Annotated in this window: 15 protein-coding genes and 1 pseudogene; 3 read left to right on the top strand and 13 right to left on the bottom strand. The window is 62.0% G+C overall.

The window, feature by feature from the left end; all coding sequences use genetic code 11:
* Positions 1 to 191 precede the first annotated feature (191 nt).
* Positions 192 to 1,226 (bottom strand): NAD(P)-dependent alcohol dehydrogenase, encoded by a 1,035-nt coding sequence (locus tag AC4D2C_RS13130; protein ID WP_490915331.1) that lies wholly within the window; start codon positions 1,224 to 1,226, stop codon positions 192 to 194.
* 124 nt (positions 1,227 to 1,350) lie between these two features.
* On the opposite strand from AC4D2C_RS13130, the pseudogene AC4D2C_RS13125 reads away from it, so the two are divergent.
* A pseudogene (locus tag AC4D2C_RS13125) lies at positions 1,351 to 1,505 on the top strand (beta-galactosidase); the annotation flags it as partial.
* 108 nt (positions 1,506 to 1,613) lie between these two features.
* Here AC4D2C_RS13125 and AC4D2C_RS13120 read toward each other — a convergent pair.
* The 3 genes from AC4D2C_RS13120 to AC4D2C_RS13110 all read right to left on the bottom strand — a co-directional run bounded on the left by AC4D2C_RS13120 (position 1,614) and on the right by AC4D2C_RS13110 (position 3,118).
* Positions 1,614 to 2,114 carry a GNAT family N-acetyltransferase gene (locus tag AC4D2C_RS13120; protein ID WP_490915330.1) on the bottom strand — a complete coding sequence of 167 codons (501 nt, stop codon included), beginning with the start codon at positions 2,112 to 2,114 and terminating at the stop codon, positions 1,614 to 1,616.
* 69 nt (positions 2,115 to 2,183) lie between these two features.
* The gene (locus tag AC4D2C_RS13115; protein ID WP_490915329.1) at positions 2,184 to 2,696 is read right to left on the bottom strand and encodes a GNAT family N-acetyltransferase; all 513 of its coding nucleotides are present in this window, start codon (positions 2,694 to 2,696) and stop codon (positions 2,184 to 2,186) included.
* 89 nt (positions 2,697 to 2,785) lie between these two features.
* The gene (locus tag AC4D2C_RS13110; protein ID WP_490915545.1) at positions 2,786 to 3,118 is read right to left on the bottom strand and encodes a GNAT family N-acetyltransferase; all 333 of its coding nucleotides are present in this window, start codon (positions 3,116 to 3,118) and stop codon (positions 2,786 to 2,788) included.
* A 218-nt stretch (positions 3,119 to 3,336) separates the two neighbouring features.
* Here AC4D2C_RS13110 and AC4D2C_RS13105 point away from each other — a divergent pair, with 218 nt between their 5' ends.
* Entirely contained in the window at positions 3,337 to 3,936 is a 600-nt protein-coding gene (locus AC4D2C_RS13105) for a GrpB family protein (RefSeq protein WP_490915328.1), read from the top strand.
* 664 nt (positions 3,937 to 4,600) lie between these two features.
* Here the strand turns inward: AC4D2C_RS13105 and AC4D2C_RS13100 are convergent.
* From AC4D2C_RS13100 to AC4D2C_RS13060, 9 genes are all read right to left on the bottom strand, one after another.
* Positions 4,601 to 5,107: a GNAT family N-acetyltransferase gene (locus tag AC4D2C_RS13100; protein ID WP_490915327.1), complete on the bottom strand. Its 507-nt coding sequence runs from the start codon at positions 5,105 to 5,107 to the stop codon at positions 4,601 to 4,603.
* 547 nt (positions 5,108 to 5,654) lie between these two features.
* Positions 5,655 to 6,338 (bottom strand): hypothetical protein, encoded by a 684-nt coding sequence (locus AC4D2C_RS13095; RefSeq protein ID WP_490915326.1) that lies wholly within the window; start codon positions 6,336 to 6,338, stop codon positions 5,655 to 5,657.
* Positions 6,339 to 6,779: 441 nt separating this feature from the next.
* On the bottom strand, positions 6,780 to 7,988 hold the full coding sequence (locus tag AC4D2C_RS13090) for a phospholipase D-like domain-containing protein (protein WP_490915325.1): 1,209 nt from the start codon (positions 7,986 to 7,988) through the stop codon (positions 6,780 to 6,782).
* Between the two features lie 268 nt (positions 7,989 to 8,256).
* Entirely contained in the window at positions 8,257 to 8,619 is a 363-nt protein-coding gene (locus tag AC4D2C_RS13085) for a cation:proton antiporter (protein WP_490915324.1), read from the bottom strand.
* The gene (locus AC4D2C_RS13080) at positions 8,616 to 8,885 is read right to left on the bottom strand and encodes a monovalent cation/H+ antiporter complex subunit F (RefSeq protein WP_490915323.1); all 270 of its coding nucleotides are present in this window, start codon (positions 8,883 to 8,885) and stop codon (positions 8,616 to 8,618) included. Before AC4D2C_RS13080 ends, AC4D2C_RS13085 begins: the two co-directional genes overlap by 4 nt.
* On the bottom strand, positions 8,885 to 9,304 hold the full coding sequence (locus tag AC4D2C_RS13075) for a Na+/H+ antiporter subunit E (RefSeq protein WP_490915544.1): 420 nt from the start codon (positions 9,302 to 9,304) through the stop codon (positions 8,885 to 8,887). The genes AC4D2C_RS13080 and AC4D2C_RS13075 overlap by 1 nt, the downstream gene beginning before the upstream one ends.
* 418 nt (positions 9,305 to 9,722) lie before the next feature.
* Positions 9,723 to 10,388, bottom strand: a complete 666-nt coding sequence (locus tag AC4D2C_RS13070) for a DUF3060 domain-containing protein (RefSeq protein WP_490915322.1) — start codon at positions 10,386 to 10,388, stop codon at positions 9,723 to 9,725.
* Positions 10,389 to 11,473: 1,085 nt separating this feature from the next.
* Positions 11,474 to 12,001: a hypothetical protein gene (locus tag AC4D2C_RS13065; protein WP_490915321.1), complete on the bottom strand. Its 528-nt coding sequence runs from the start codon at positions 11,999 to 12,001 to the stop codon at positions 11,474 to 11,476.
* A gap of 199 nt (positions 12,002 to 12,200) precedes the next feature.
* Positions 12,201 to 13,151, bottom strand: a complete 951-nt coding sequence (locus AC4D2C_RS13060) for a phosphatase PAP2 family protein (RefSeq protein ID WP_490915320.1) — start codon at positions 13,149 to 13,151, stop codon at positions 12,201 to 12,203.
* A gap of 355 nt (positions 13,152 to 13,506) precedes the next feature.
* On the opposite strand from AC4D2C_RS13060, the gene AC4D2C_RS13055 reads away from it, so the two are divergent.
* Complete coding sequence (locus AC4D2C_RS13055; RefSeq protein ID WP_490915319.1) at positions 13,507 to 14,439, top strand: YdcF family protein; 933 nt, start codon at positions 13,507 to 13,509, stop codon at positions 14,437 to 14,439.
* Positions 14,440 to 14,520: the final 81 nt, after the last annotated feature.

Here is a 14,520-nt window from a genome sequence, read left to right as displayed (position 1 = left end):
GCAACGTTCACCTCCGCGTCTCACTGCATGGCAGGAGGGCCACGGCATCGACAGCTCTCCCGGCAGTGCCCAGCCGCTCCACGATATCCAGGTTGATCTTGGAATCGACAAGGTGCGTGGCCGGGTGGGAATCCCGCATCGGGTTCCGGCCTGCGGCGGCCGGTTCTGCCTGTGGTCCTTAGTCGGGGGTGTCAGGGGACGATGACGGCTCGTCCGCGGAGATTCCCGGCGTGCAGTTTTTCGTAGGCGCGGGGCGCATCATCGAGGGTGAAGACTTCGGTTTCGACGTGGACGGCGCCGGAGCGGGCGAGGTCGAGGATCTCGAACAGCTCTGACCTGAAGCCCCAGTAGGGGCTGCGGATGGTGGCTTCATAGGGTTTGTCGAGCATTCCTACCGGTAGGGACCCTGATCCGACTCCTACCAGGACCTGGTCTCCTTCGGCGCGAATCATCGCCTGACCGATGGTCATGGTGGGTTGTATTCCTACGAAGTCGAACACGGCTTGCGCTCCGAGGCCGTGCGTCAGGTTCCTCACTTCGGTTATGGCGTCATTGTCGGACAGGAATACGTGATGGGCGCCGACGTCCTTGGCTAGTTGCAGTTTGTCCTCGTTCACGTCCAGAGCGACGACGGTGGCGTTGGTCAGTGCGCGCAGGATCTGGATGCCCACGTGTCCGAGTCCTCCTGTGCCGATGACGACAGCGACGGAACCAGGGACGAGTTTCGGTAGTGAGGGTTTGATCGCGTGATAGGGGGTAAGGCCGGCATCAGTCAGCGATACGTTCGTCACGGGGTCGAGTTCCCCGAGTGGTACCAGATGGCGGGCGTTGTCGACGATCATGTATTCGGCCATGGCGCCCGGGGCTCCGAGGCCGGGTGGTGCGATACCGAGGCTGGCGGCGTGCGGGCAGTAATTCTCCTTCCCCTGCGAGCACGCGTAGCAGGTACCGCACCCCCAGGGACCGTACACGGCGACGGTATCGCCCAGTTCCACGCCCACGACTCCGTCCCCGAGTCGGTCGACGATGCCGGCGCCTTCGTGTCCCAGCGTCAGCGGCAGACCGTAGACGTACTGGTCTTCGGGCAGGCTCATGATGAATTCGTCCGAGTGGCACACGCCGGCGGCGGTGACCTTCAATCGGACCTGGCCGGGGCCGGGCTCTGGGGTTTCTACCTCTACCACTTCAGGGGGCGCACCGATGGTGCGGTACTGCAAAGCCTTCATGCTGTGTACTCCTGATCGCCGCCCGTGAAGGGTGGCCTGGTTCGGACAACAGACACCATCGATTCTTCACCCAACCCTGCACCGGGGTCACGTGAACCTGCCTTCGGAAGTGCGTGCGATTTCTTTCCTTGACCTCGTTGCCGCCGAAGGAATGCGTGCCATCGTTCGGCCTGGCCGTACATCTGCGCGGAATGGAATAAAGGTGGCCTACCGGCATGGCTGTTCATCGACCCGGCCGTCGGGATCCGGAGCAGCGAGCCCGGTTGGCTTGTCGCAGTCAGGAGGACAGCGCCAGCATCTTCAATAAGCGGCGGAAGTCGGACCCGTTGGGCCACGTTTCCCTAGGCATCCTAGCTCCGCCAAGGAAGTCCTAACTGCGTGTGGGGTTCATGGAGAGTTCGCTGCAAGCTCGTGTCTCCAGACATTTACCTGCAGATCCTGACCCCTGAATGGGAACTGATCACTACCCATCAATTCGAAATGACACCGAAAGCACAGCGCGTTGGAGGCAACGTTCTCAACTGACGGAAAGGCGTGGAGGCTGGACCCCGACGGGGCGAAACTGACAGCATCGTCAACGATGAGAGTGACCGCCGCACCTGCCACACCGCGCCCTTGGGCTCGTGGAAGGACAAACCATCCGGTCTCAACAGCGGACGCTCCTTTCCAATCGATCTGCCACCAGCCGATACCACCAACAGCGTCATCACCGTCCACGATCGCGAACATCCTGGCAGTACCCTCCTTCCACAGGCGTAGATATTGCTCATGCCGTTTCGTTACTTGCTCGGCGGACTCCGGACCAGCGATGAAGGTCGTCATTGCGGTCGCGTTCGCTTCGAGCAACATCTCTGCATCGGGGTCTGACCACCTGCGCAACCGGATCATCGGGCAACTATAGGCTCATCACCCGGGCCGTCAGCCGATAGGCCTTGTATGTGCCCGCAAGCCGATTCATCAGCGTGCCAGATCGAGTGCATAGACCGCGTACCCAGTAGGTGAGGTGCCTGAATGGACGCCAGCCGTCGAGGTGGCTTCGGTGAGGAGTTGAAACCCGCTGCGTTCCGCTACCCCGATTGACGCTGCGTTTACGGGCTCGATTCGCAGGATAGCTCGGGACCCAACACCTTCTGCTGCAAGATATGCGCACATCAGACGTACGGCGGTCGTCGCTATGCCTCGTCGACGAGCCCACGGGTGCACAGCGTAGGCGACGTTGATGTCACCTTCCCGGGGCAAATCATCCAAGTCAGGGTCGAAGTCGATATAGCCAGCCAACCGGCCCTCATGCCAAATCCCGAAGCCACGTTTGCCTGCCCTCAGGCTCGCGTTCTTGGCAAGCAGTGCGAAGTGCCGGCGCGCGGACTGATGTGTGCCTGCCTGACCGGACAACCAGCGAACCGTGTCACTGTCCTCGCCGGCGTTGTGCGCTTCGATGTCGTCATCGGTGAGCGTCCGCAGTTCGACCATAGGCACAACGTACAACGCACCGACGGCAGACTGGGCCGGACTACTGCCCGGCGGCAGACCCTCAACCGGGCATCGTTCAGGGACTTGACCTATCCGAGCAGTGGCGTGGTCTGGATCCAGTAGCGCAGGACAGCACCCTCTCGTGATGTCTCATCGAGCACGCCGCCTTGGCGCTCAAGGGTTGTCGCTGAAGCCCTGTTGTCTACCTCGCAGATAGCCAGTACCCGATCCATGCCGAGGGTGGCTGCCTGTTCGACGACCCGAGCTACTGCCCACGTTGCTAGTCCGCGCCCGCGCGCTGAGGGTCGGATGCCATATCCGAGGTGGCCGGCTCCCGGTACGCGTGGGTGGGATGCGTGTCGAAGTGCGATCCCGCCGCGGACGGTGTCGCATTGGGCGCGGTACTGCTGATGGTATTGGATTGGAGTGGCTTGATACGTGTGAATACACCTTGTCCTGGAGTGCCAGCGGCGGAGCCGTCCTGAGACGCGGCACGAACGGCGACAGCATGATTCCTGTGTGGCCGGAGCTGCAGGGCATCAGCTGTAGCTAACCCCGACGTCCGTTCCCTCCCCAGAAGCCGCGCACATCCTCGGCCTCACCCTGAACCGCCTCTCAACGGACATAGATCGACCTCTCTATGGACCTGCCCGACGATCGCTATTCTGGCCTGATGACGGACCGGTACAGGACAGGCATCGTTGTCGTTGCTCCCTCACCTCATTGGGCTGAGCAGTACCGGGCAGTCGCGAAGGATCTCGCAGCAGCACTAGCCCACATTCCCGTCGAGGCCATCGAGCATGTGGGTTCGACGTCGGTCCAGGGCCTGCCTGCCAAACCCATCCTCGACATCGACATCATCGTGCAACGGGACAATCTACGGCCGGCTATCCAAGCGCTTGAGCGGGCCGGGTACCTGCCCTGCGGCGACCTGGGCATGACCGATCGCGAAGCCTTCGAGGCACCGGAGGAGAACCCGTCCCGCAATGTGTACCTGTGCGTGGCGAACACACTGCACGTCCGAAACCATCTCGCCGTCCGAGACGCGCTGCGAGCACGTCCTGACCTGCGGAACCGCTACGGCGCCGTGAAGCTCCAACTGGCCAGTAGACCCGATACGACTATGCACCGGTACCTGGCTGGAAAGTCGACCATCATGCAGGAGATCCTGGCTCTCTCAAACCTCACGGCGGATGAGAAACAGACCATCCTCGAGCTCAACACACGAACCGACGGTTGAAGCAGACTGCCGAGCGAACGGTGCAGAATCTTCACTGCATGTCGCCGGCTGATCACTGCCAGTGCTTGAGCGCCGAGTGTCATCTCTGATTCAATCCCGCACGGCGGAGTACAACTGCATGTCGCGGCGCTGACCGGAAGCTTCTTGGTAGGACCTAAGCAGGCCCTCACGGAGGTACCCTGCTCGCTCCGCCGTCCTGATCGAAGCTATGTTCCAGGGCTCGATGTAGAGCTCCGTGCGATTCAGCTCGGGATCGTCCACGCGAAGGTCGTGACAGCGCGCAGCGCATTAGGCGCAAGACCGCGGCCCTTGCACGATGGGGCGATGCCACAACATCCTCCGGGCCACATCCGGTACCCCGGGTCTGATCGACTTCGACAACGCGTGCGCAGCCGACCCTGCCATCGATGTGGCCCCTTTTATTGGCTTCTATGGAGCAGCCAAGGTGGGGCAAATCGTGGATGCCGACATGCTGACACGAGCAGGAATTCATCGAGCCTCCCTACCCCTTCAAGTAGCAGCGGCCGCCGCGCTCAAAGGGGACCGCAAGCTACAAAGGCATGCGCTACTGAACTTCACGCGACGCCTCGAGGCTGGATCAGTTCACCATCCCGTAGCCGCCCCCTGGAGGTGCCAGCTAAGGATGCCTATCCGACCATGACTCTCAAGCCGCAGTGGGGCTGCGGGGCCGGACCATGTGGATTTCCTTGAGGTCGTCCTCGACCTTCTCGATCCCGTCCGGTTCGAACCGGTGCTTGCGATAAAACGCTTGCGCCCGGGGGTTGGGATCAGCCACCCAGAGTGTCGCCGGCTCACCTGGTGCGAGTACCGCTTCCAGCAGATCGGTGCTGGCCCCCGAACCATGCCACTGCCGTAGTACGTACAAGACGTACAGATGAAGCGCTTCAGACTCTTCAGCGGTCGGTCCTGACATCGCTATGCCGGTGATAACGCCGCCCTGCTCCGCAACCGCTACGCGGTGGGAGCTGAACCGCGGATCCGTTAGTGCCGTCGTCCACTGGCGCTCCCGCGCGGAGAAGAACGCTGGATCATCGAGGATCTGATCAGCAATGAGACCGCGATACGTCTCCGACCAAGCATCAATATGAACCCGGGCCATCGCCGGCACGTCGGCTAACTGTGCAGGGCGAACCCGGATCGTCTCAGACATTCAGCGAGTATATGCACCTCCCTGTACCAGCCCGGAGGCCGATGGTGCTCAGGGACGCAGAGGATAACGCGGGCGGCACCTAGATTGTGATCCAGTAGCGGAGCTTATTCGCCGTGGACCGATCGCCCGCCCGCGGAGCCTCGAGGACACCCCCACACCTTTCGATCGTGAGCTCACAGGGTACGGGTCAACTCGTCGGTCCCTCCAGACAGCCACCGCTCGATGAGCGCTTAAGGATCGGCATACGCAACGTTGTGCACCCCTCTTTCGACCGAATGAATTACCTGCTTATGGCTGGTGTGCTACTCGACTCTGTTGAAACCGACCAAACTTCGTTGCCGTGGCATCCCCGCCTCCGTACGGTCGGTACACCCCGCGCGCGCGGGGTTAATCCGTGAGGGGATGCTATGGTGCGTTTTTCTTCTTTAGTGGCTGCGACGACGGTGGCATTGGTCGTCGCGTTGGCCCCCGCCGGCCCGGTGTCCGCCGGTCCCGATGAACGACGAGCCAACTGTGCGGCGCTGGGCGGGACCATTAGCACCAATACTCAGACGTGCACCGTCACGACTGTCGTCGTTGGTCCGGATGTTCTTTCAGGCACTCCGACGACCACCTTCAGTGCGGACCGCCCAGTGGGCGATCCTGTCACCGTGGACACATCGCTTCCAGTCCGGCAACCTAACCCGGAAGTCTCCACCCAGGAGCGCAACGTTGGCGAGGCCATCGTCGTTCGCACCGAGCGTGCCGGCACACCTGTGGTGACCGAGGAAGAACGCAACGCGGGCGACGCGACCAGTGAAGACGTCATTGTTTTCGGCACCCCGACCTCCACCCCCAGCACGGAGCAAGGCACGCCAAGCAGCACGCAAACACCCACGACCACCAACTGCCGCAGGGTGAACAACGAACAGGCAGCGAAGTCCGTCGAAAGGTGCGACAGGGCTGTCCTGACCACCACGACGACCCCCACCACGATCGTCACCACCACCACCACACCTCGGGAACGGGTTACCACGACCACCCAGCCGCGGGAAACACTGATCACGACCACGACGCCTTTCACTGAAGTCTTCACCAGCACCCAGCGGCGTGAATCGTGCACCACCACGACCTTCCAGACAGCCATCGCCACCATGACCACCCAGCAGACGGAACGCACAGCGACGACCTCGCAGCCGACGACGCGGACCACGACCACCACGACGACGGTATATACCTTCGCAGCCCGCACCGATGCCCCTGTCCCCGGAGTTCCGTCGGTAACAACGACGACTACTCCGGGGACCACAGCGGTGACGACAGCAATAGTTCCAGGTGCCCCCATCGTCACCACCGGGTCCCGGCCCGGCTCCGAGGAATCGGATGTCCTGTGCACACCTATCGCCCCGGTAGTAACGAGCACTGAGGGACAGACACGGCAGCAGGTCGCAACGGCAACTGTCCCGGCGGAGCCCGACGTCACTGTAACCCCTCAAATGATCACGCCGCTGGTCGAGGAGACTAGGGCGCCCGGGGCACCAATTGTCACGACGAACCTCCGCACCACCGGGGAAACCTGTTTCAACAACCCTTCAACCGCCGAACAGCGCCGCAACCGCTGCTAACCCCCGCATACCTATAGCGAATGGGTGTTGATATGGCGGGCTATTCCATCTTCGTGAGACGGGAGGAATCAGAGGAGGGGGCGCAGGGGTATGAGGATGGTTTCGGCGAAGCGGGCGGCGGGGTGACGTTTGCTCCATTCGTCGAGTTCGACTTTCGTGGAGTTGTCCCTGTCGATCGCGAAGATTTCCTCCATGTCGGCGGCGAAGCCTGCGTCCTGGATTTCGAGGTTCGTCTCGTAGTTGAAGCGCAGGCTGAGGCGGTCGATGTTCGCAGTCCCGACGATGGACCACTGGCCATCGATCGTGGCGGTCTTGGCATGGATCATCGCGTTGCGGTACTGCAGCACGGTGATCCCGGCTTCCAGGAGCGAGGAGTAGAACCCTCTGGAGAGCCAGTCGGCGAGGATGTGGTTGGAGTCCTGCGGGACGATGATCTGGACGTCGACCCCGCGACGGGATGCTTCGACGAGGCCGGCGAGGATCCTCTGGTCGGGGATGAAGTACGCGGTCGTGAGGTAGATGTGGTGCTGGGCTCGGCTGATCGCATCGAGGTAGACGCTGCGGATCGGGTAGACCAGATCGGCTGGGATGTTGTTGATCGCCACGATGCGCGAGTTCCAGTGCACCGGGTTCTGCGGGGACAGTTCGGGGCGTTTTACCGCTAGATGATTCCATACCTGAGCGAAGGCGTGGCCGAGTTCGAACGCGGCCGGTCCGACGAGCCGAACATGGGTGTCCCGCCATTCCGTCGCGTACAGGGATCCGATGTTGTAGCCGCCGATGAACGCGGTGTCATTGTCGACCAGGAGGATCTTGCGGTGCGTCAGGCCCGTCGCCGCGACGGGCCCGTATTGCAGTTTCGGTCCCAGGGCGGGGAAGCGGAACACATTGACGTCGGGGTGGAAAGTGTAGAAGGACGAGGGCACGACGAGGTTCCCGAAGTGGTCGTAGATGACGTAGACGTCCACACCCCGGCCGGCTGCTTCGTTGAGGGCGTCGCGGAACGCGTGGCCTATGTCGTCGTTCTTCCAAAGGTAGGTCTCCAGGAAGATCCGGTTCTCGGCCGTCCTGATGGCCTCGAGCATGTCGCGGAACAGGTCCTCGCCGTAGGTGTAGGTCGTCGTCGCCGTCTCGCCAACCTCCGCATGGAAGGTGCCGGGACGGGGAAAACCGGTGCGCTGGGACCGGCCCCTCTTCTTGAGCGCATCAGTGGCGATGAGCCCCACGATGACCGCGCCTTGGGCAGCAACGACGCCGCCTGCACCCTTCAATGCCAAGCGCCGGAGGGAAGGGACAAGGGAACTCATACCGATGCCAACCATGACCCGAGCCTAGCTGCACACCCTCTCCTTCCGATGTCGCTTCACTCAACGTCTCATCGACGTACTTATGCTCATGCTCACCGAGTCCATCACGCTACGCTGTGCGTGCTGTGCCGGTCTCGCCAGGCAGAGCTGGTCCTGCGTTCCGGTCCGGCCGCGCCTGGTTTCACTCGTAGAGTGCACAGCTAGGCGTAGGCGAGAGCCCTAGATCAGAACCGGACCGTCACTGGTCTTGTTCCTGCCGCTCCTCGTCGAGCTCATTGGGTCGGGTTTCGGCGACGGGTCGTGAACCGGTGAGGTGTCCGGCTCGGGCCAGCGCCATGGTGCTGACGGCGGCGGTCAGGATCTGGGCGGGGATGGCAATGAGGGCTTTGAGTGCGTTGAGCCAGGAGAAGTCGATGAAGAGGGCGCCGAGGATGATGGCGGCGATTCCCAACCCTGCTGCTGTGCCGACGGCGCTTGCCTGGAGATAAATGTCCCTGAAGCGCAGTAGGCCGATCGCGGCGATGAGCAGCACGACGATACCGCCGAAGATGAAAGCGGACCCGGCAATGGTAAGGCCGATTTCGAGGGCGGAGGGGGTCATCGGGTGCCTCGTTGGATGAGTCGGGCGAGTGAAACGGCGGCGAGGAAGCCGAGCACGGTGGCGATGAGGATGATGTCGAAGATCGTCTCGATGCCCATCTGCAGGCAGGCCAAGGTCGCGCTGCCCACGAAACCGAAGAAGATCAGTTCCGCAGCGATGGCGAGCCCAGCCGGCGAGGGGCTGCGATAAACCTGCAGACCTGCGATCACGAGGGACACCGCGATGGCGGCGATGGTTATGGCATTGAGGATCAGGATCCCGGTCATCAGCTGCTCCCTTTCGTGGTGGCGGGGTGCCCGCCAGGGTGACCGCCCCGGGAGTTTTTGCCGTATGTCAGGGGTACGGGTACTCGGCGGTGTGCGTGGAGGAAGCGTCGTTCGAGGTCGTTGATGCTGTCGATGAAGTCCTGCCTGTCCTCGACGAACATGCCGTGGACGTGGAGGGCATTCCCGGTCCGGTCAATGGACAGGCAGAGGGTTGCCGGAGTGATCGTGATCAGAGACGCCAGTAGTGTGATCTCGGCGTCCGTACGCGACTGCACGGGCACCCGGACAATTCCCGGTGATGTCGTTATCCGGCGGGAGAGCATGACGCGGCTGACGCGGAGGCTGTATCTGAACCACTCTGCGAGGTACCAGCACGCAAAAGCGATCAGGCGCAACGGCCAGGTGAGAGTGTGTCTCATGGCGTTTAGCCAGCTCACTCATCATCGGCACCACCCAACTGAAGACGCCCGGCCATCGAGGGGACACTCCCCGAACGAGGCGGCGGCAGAGCACGCTGGGTGATCAGGTGGAAGCCAGCGCTGAACGCGTTCGCGATTACCTTCGCCGGACGACTCGAGAAGACCACTCACTGATGAAAAACGCCGGACTCCACACACCGTTTATCGGACAGTCCCTATCGGACAGTCCTCCGGGGAATGTGGTGAACGGGTTTGGCCCCTGCCGGAGGCGACACCGACCTCCGCCGCACAGACCAGGTCGACCCGGCTGCCCAAGGAGAGCGTCACGACTGTCTCCACCTTTGAGGCCGTGCTCCTGCGCCGGTGTCGGCCTCGCAGTGGTCAGTGGGTTCCGGGTGCTTGTCGAATTCTCGGGTTGCTATCGGGAGGTGATTGAGTTCGTGCCTTCGGTTTCGATGGTGGGATCGCCCGTGGTGTAGGTGACGGTGTTGGAGTCCCCTTCGACGTCGATGTCGCGGGTGTCTTCCACGGTGACCGTGTTTCCGGCTCCGTCGACGTCGATCTCGGGCGCGGTGGTGAGGGTGGCCGTGTTGTTGGTGCCTTCAACGTTCAGCGACTCGGTGTCTTCGCCGGTCACGGTGTTGTCGTTGCCGTCGATGTCGATGTCCTCGCAGAGGCCGGTGATCTCGATGGTGGTGCCATCGGTGTCGACGTCGACGTCACCGCCGTCGGTGCAGGTGATGGTGATTGTCGTATTGGGGGTGGTGACTTTGTGCTCGTCGCCGCGTCCGAGACTGACCGATGCCGCGGAGGCGTCGGAGCTCGTCGGTGTTGCTGATCCGCTTGCGGTCGAGTCGCTGGACGCGGTGGACGTGCTCGAGGCTGTGGGGCTGCTGTCCGATGAGGTGCTGGCGGTTGAGGGGGTTCCGGTTCCTTCAGGTGTGACGGGCGCTGGGTCCTCGGCGCTGGCGGTGCCGGTAGGGGCGTTGGCTGGTGGCGGGGTCGTGCCACCACTGCACCCGGTGATGAGTGCCAGGCCTGCTGCGGCACTGAGGATGGTGGTGATCCGTCGGGTGTGTTGCATGGGGGGCTCCTCAATCGTGGAGTTCAGGTGGTGCTCTTGATGTGTGGCTGATCGTAGATGTCGTGGACGTAGTGAGTGCCGTCTGCGTCGCGGTCTTTATTCTCCTCTTTCTCGATGCGCTTGCACTGGCGGTTGCGGGCGAAGACGGCTACGGCCGCGAGGAGGGCGGCGAAGACGGAGTCAAGGAGGATCAGAACTTTGGCCTGGCCAGCGGGATACCTCCACGCTCAAGGCCCATGAATCGCATTAGTCGACATGCGACTCGAATCCCTCGCCGAGCTGAAACCTGTTCACCTAGCCCTGAACAGGTTTCAGTAACGGATCGGCTTCCGGGCACCTATTGACTCAGGGCCTAGGCTCTGTGCATGAGCGGTTGGAAGTTGGGACGAGAGACCAGGGGCCAAATCCTGTTCTACGGCTTCCTCGCGGTGCTGCTATTGCTGAATCACCTCTCACTTCTGTTCGACGGAGAACCCCCTAATATGGTTTTCTTTTGGGTAGGCCTCGCTTTGATCCTGGGGCTTCTGGGCTGGCTCCCATCCGCCTACCGCAGAGCTCCCAAAGCGCCTTCGCAGTCCGAATAGAGCGTTCCGTAGCGCCTACTCATGAGCAACGAGGACGATAGACCAGCTCCCGATGTGCGGGCCACCTGTCGTTTCTCGCAGGCGTCTGCACAGCGTGCCGCACCGCTCCGGGCTTCGTGCGGGGTGAGTGTGAGTATCCGGCCTCTCGGACTCCTCTGCACAGACCTGCAGGTATAGGCCGTCTCCTCGAAAAACTCGAGACCGCACCGCTCGGCTCTCGAGCCATCTCGGGCAGGGATGACCGCCTGCTTGCGGTGTCGATCAGACTGATTCAGGGGCGGCAGGATCTGGCACAGGCGCATTTCGATGCCCACGTGAAGGCCCTAGAGAGGAGGGAATTCATTGAGGGCATGAGGTCGTTGGCAAACAAGCATGGGTTGCAGTTCAACCGGTAAATTCCCTCCTGCTAGTAACTGAATCGAGCGGGCAGCGATCCCGCCCGCTTGTGGTCATTGCCTGCAGGAACGAGAGTCACAAAGGATCCTTCAGCGGACGAGCCGATCAATAGTGTGTGTTGCCTGCAGCAGCTTGTGGTGGGAGCTTGAAGTCCTGAGGGCTTCTGGCTGCGAGGAGGTCAGCGAGTTCCCGCACGAGGCGAACTTCGCGGTATGTGTGGCGCACGTCCCCAAACTGTTCTGGGCTTGCGATCATGGCCCCTGCACCGCCGAGCGCTTCGTCCATCAGCGGAGGGAGATTGTCGGGACCGAGTTCCATCCAACGCCAGGTTCCACACTCTTCGCAGGTACTGCCCGCACGGCCGTGAGTCGCAGTTGTTGCTGCCTCGAGCTCGCTGGGTTCGAACCAGGGAGTGGCGCCAACCGGGATCTGCAGCTGGAAAGGCTGAGTGTCACTCCTTCTCGGCCAGGCAATCTCCCTGAGCTCAATATCGAAGGTCGAGGCAATCTCTCGGGCGAGTGGAGCATCGGCACAAATGATGTCGTCATGGTCGTAAGGAACCCGCGCCCCCTTCGCGTTGGTAAGACCCTTCTTCTCCAAAACAAGCGACCCGGTCTGCTCATGCTTCGGCACAGAGCGCCGAGCCGGAAACGAAACACGTTATCCGTCGGGCTGATGATCGTTCTTGGTGTCGTTGTGTGGGTGCTGACTGCATTCACGGTCTACGCCGTTCTGGTCTACACCAGCGCCTGACTGCTCTGGACGGGGCTGCCCTGCTTCACTCGCCATGAGGGAGTGTGTCTGAGCTTGGGCTGCGTCGGTGTCTGCTGTGTCAGGCGTTGTCCGGGCGTAAGTGGCTCTCTGCCACCATGCGGCCGGGTGTTTTCGTTCGAGTGGTGTCGAGCCGGTGCCAGAGACGCCAGAAGATGAGCGCGGTCAATCCGGAGAAACCTGCTGCCAGTGAGTGTGCTCCGAGGTAGACCGTGTAGTCCTGCGTAGGGTCGGGGACTGCAACGTCCCAACCACGCAGGAGCGGCACTCCCCACAGGATCGCGCCGAGCGCGAGCAGGAGCGCAGTCGAGAGTGTGAGTAGACCCGCGAGAATGATCCTGCCTCGCCGGACCGGACCGCTGGCGAAGTGGACGCTGCCGCGTTGCATCAGCCACCAGGAGGCAAGGCAGGCACAGATTAGGGCTATAGCGTCAGCACCTAGTGTGTCGCTGAAGCGATGCCATTTCGCGGTCGTTGTGTAGGCGCCGATGCCGATAGCCCAGAACAGGACGATCAACACAGCAAGACCCCGCCACCGGAGTGGGACGACGATGAAGACGGCGAAAAGCACGGTCATCGCGATCGTCGTATGTCCGCTGGGGAAGCTGTTCTGCGTGAAGCCTGCACTGACATCGACGAGTTCCGGGCGTGGAAGAACGAAGCGCTTGAGCCCTTGAGTGAGCACTTGGCCCAGCACGATGACAGAGACTCCTGCGATCGCCAGATCGACTCGTTTCCGTACCAGCCCCACCAGTCCGACGAGGATAACGGCGAGAGCGAGGGAGTACACGGTGATCTGGCCCAGCGCCTCGGATGCAGCAGTGAAGTCATCACTGCCTACCTGATCCGCGCCGCGCAGGGCTGCGTTCTCCAGTGCTTGACCACGCTCAGTCCATACCGCCAGAAGGTAACTCACGATCAGGACGACGGAAGCTCCACCGGCCGTGAGGAGCCAATGCCGGGTTCGAAGCTGAGGATGGGTGGGGCCGCTCGCCCGCATCGCTTGGCTCATGGCTCGACCCTAGCAACGGCACTCAGCCGCGTCCCCTCGAACTTCGCCGCTTTTAGAGAGAGGTTTCCGGTGGGAGGAAGGCGACTGGTAACTGGGGCAAGGGACTCGTCCTTCAGCCGGGCATGGTGTGCGTGGAAATATGGTCAGGGAGGGTAAGCGTGACCGGCGGCGCCACCTGGATGGCATGACTGACGCCGCTTAGTGAGGTCGGGGGCTGCTCATGGAAGTTGCGTTGTGGCAGGTCGCTCTTACTCAGATTGTTGTCGCTTCCCTCGGGGCCCTCATCAGCGGGGGTCTGCTGTGGTGGTCCCTGAATCGGGATCCTCGGCCATTGCGCAACGGTTTCCTCGCCGTGGTGACTATCTACTATGTTCTGGGCTTGGTGTCGTTCGTGGTCGCAAAGATACCCGCCGTCGAGTTCGCCGCTGACCTGATCAGAGTCGCGGTCCTTGTAGCAGGTGCCGTGGGTTTGCTGCTGTTGCCCTTGATGTTGACCGTCAACGGGATCTTCATGATTCGTCGGGAGCACCGTTCCCTAAGTAACTTGCTGTCGTTGGTGGCCGGGATCGCGCTTCTGGTTCTTCCCCTGATCGTCGTGTGGTTGATCAGACATGAGAACACGGTGACCGGGACGATTGCGGTCGGATTACTGATTGCGCAGGCATGCCTGGGTCTGCTGTTTTTGATTTTCGTAGCTCATACAGCGCTCTACGCAGTCGTGGCCCGACGGGCGCCCGCCCAGGCGATCATCGTGCTCGGAGCCGGCCTACTAGCTGGGCAGGTACCCCCGCTGCTGGCGGGGCGCCTTCAACAAGCCCTCGCCGCAGCACAACAACGACAGGGACAGAAGGAAACAAGCAGCAGGATCCCTATAGTCCCCAGCGGAGGACAGGGCGCCGATGAGTCTCGTCCGGAAGGCCAAGCCATGGCTGAGTGGTTGCGTGAGCATGGGGTACCCGACCGCAACATCCTCGTGGAGGACCAGGCCAGGACCACTGAGGAGAACCTCCGCTACAGCGCCGGGCTGCTGCAGCAGGTAGGTATAGATCCGCCCTACCTGATCGTGACGAACAACTACCATGCCCCACGCGCGGCGATGCTGGCCCGAAAAGTAGGTGTCGACGCACAAGCAATCGGCTCACCCACTGCCCTGTACTTCTGGCCCAGCGCGTACCTCCGAGAATTCATAGCGGTTATGGCTGGCCACCGACTACTCCTTGGCCTGGCAGGCCTAGCGACTGGGATCATGATGCTCCTTGTTTGGCTCTCGCTCAGCGCCCGAGCCTGAGCCCGACAGGAATGCGATGCGAGTCCGACGTAGCCGATCACTGAGACCGATCAGGTAGACCTCGGATGAGACCCACCCTCC

It is taken from the genome of Arthrobacter sp. TJ-240 (genome assembly GCF_058269195.1).
The sequence above is the reverse complement of the archived record's forward strand: the minus strand, read 5'-3'. Positions and strand labels throughout refer to the sequence as shown.

Excerpts from the sequence above, each read along its gene's own strand:
- AC4D2C_RS13130 (WP_490915331.1), bottom strand. The coding sequence starts at position 1,226 with ATGAAGGCTTTGCAGTACCGCACCATCGGTGCGCCCCCTGAAGTGGTA.
- AC4D2C_RS13120 (WP_490915330.1), bottom strand. The coding sequence starts at position 2,114 with ATGATCCGGTTGCGCAGGTGGTCAGACCCCGATGCAGAGATGTTGCTC.
- AC4D2C_RS13115 (WP_490915329.1), bottom strand. The coding sequence starts at position 2,696 with ATGGTCGAACTGCGGACGCTCACCGATGACGACATCGAAGCGCACAAC.
- AC4D2C_RS13105 (WP_490915328.1), top strand. The coding sequence starts at position 3,337 with ATGGACCTGCCCGACGATCGCTATTCTGGCCTGATGACGGACCGGTAC.
- AC4D2C_RS13100 (WP_490915327.1), bottom strand. The coding sequence starts at position 5,107 with ATGTCTGAGACGATCCGGGTTCGCCCTGCACAGTTAGCCGACGTGCCG.
- AC4D2C_RS13085 (WP_490915324.1), bottom strand. The coding sequence starts at position 8,619 with ATGACCCCCTCCGCCCTCGAAATCGGCCTTACCATTGCCGGGTCCGCT.
- AC4D2C_RS13080 (WP_490915323.1), bottom strand. The coding sequence starts at position 8,885 with ATGACCGGGATCCTGATCCTCAATGCCATAACCATCGCCGCCATCGCG.
- AC4D2C_RS13075 (WP_490915544.1), bottom strand. The coding sequence starts at position 9,304 with ATGAGACACACTCTCACCTGGCCGTTGCGCCTGATCGCTTTTGCGTGC.
- AC4D2C_RS13070 (WP_490915322.1), bottom strand. The coding sequence starts at position 10,388 with ATGCAACACACCCGACGGATCACCACCATCCTCAGTGCCGCAGCAGGC.
- AC4D2C_RS13060 (WP_490915320.1), bottom strand. The coding sequence starts at position 13,151 with ATGAGCCAAGCGATGCGGGCGAGCGGCCCCACCCATCCTCAGCTTCGA.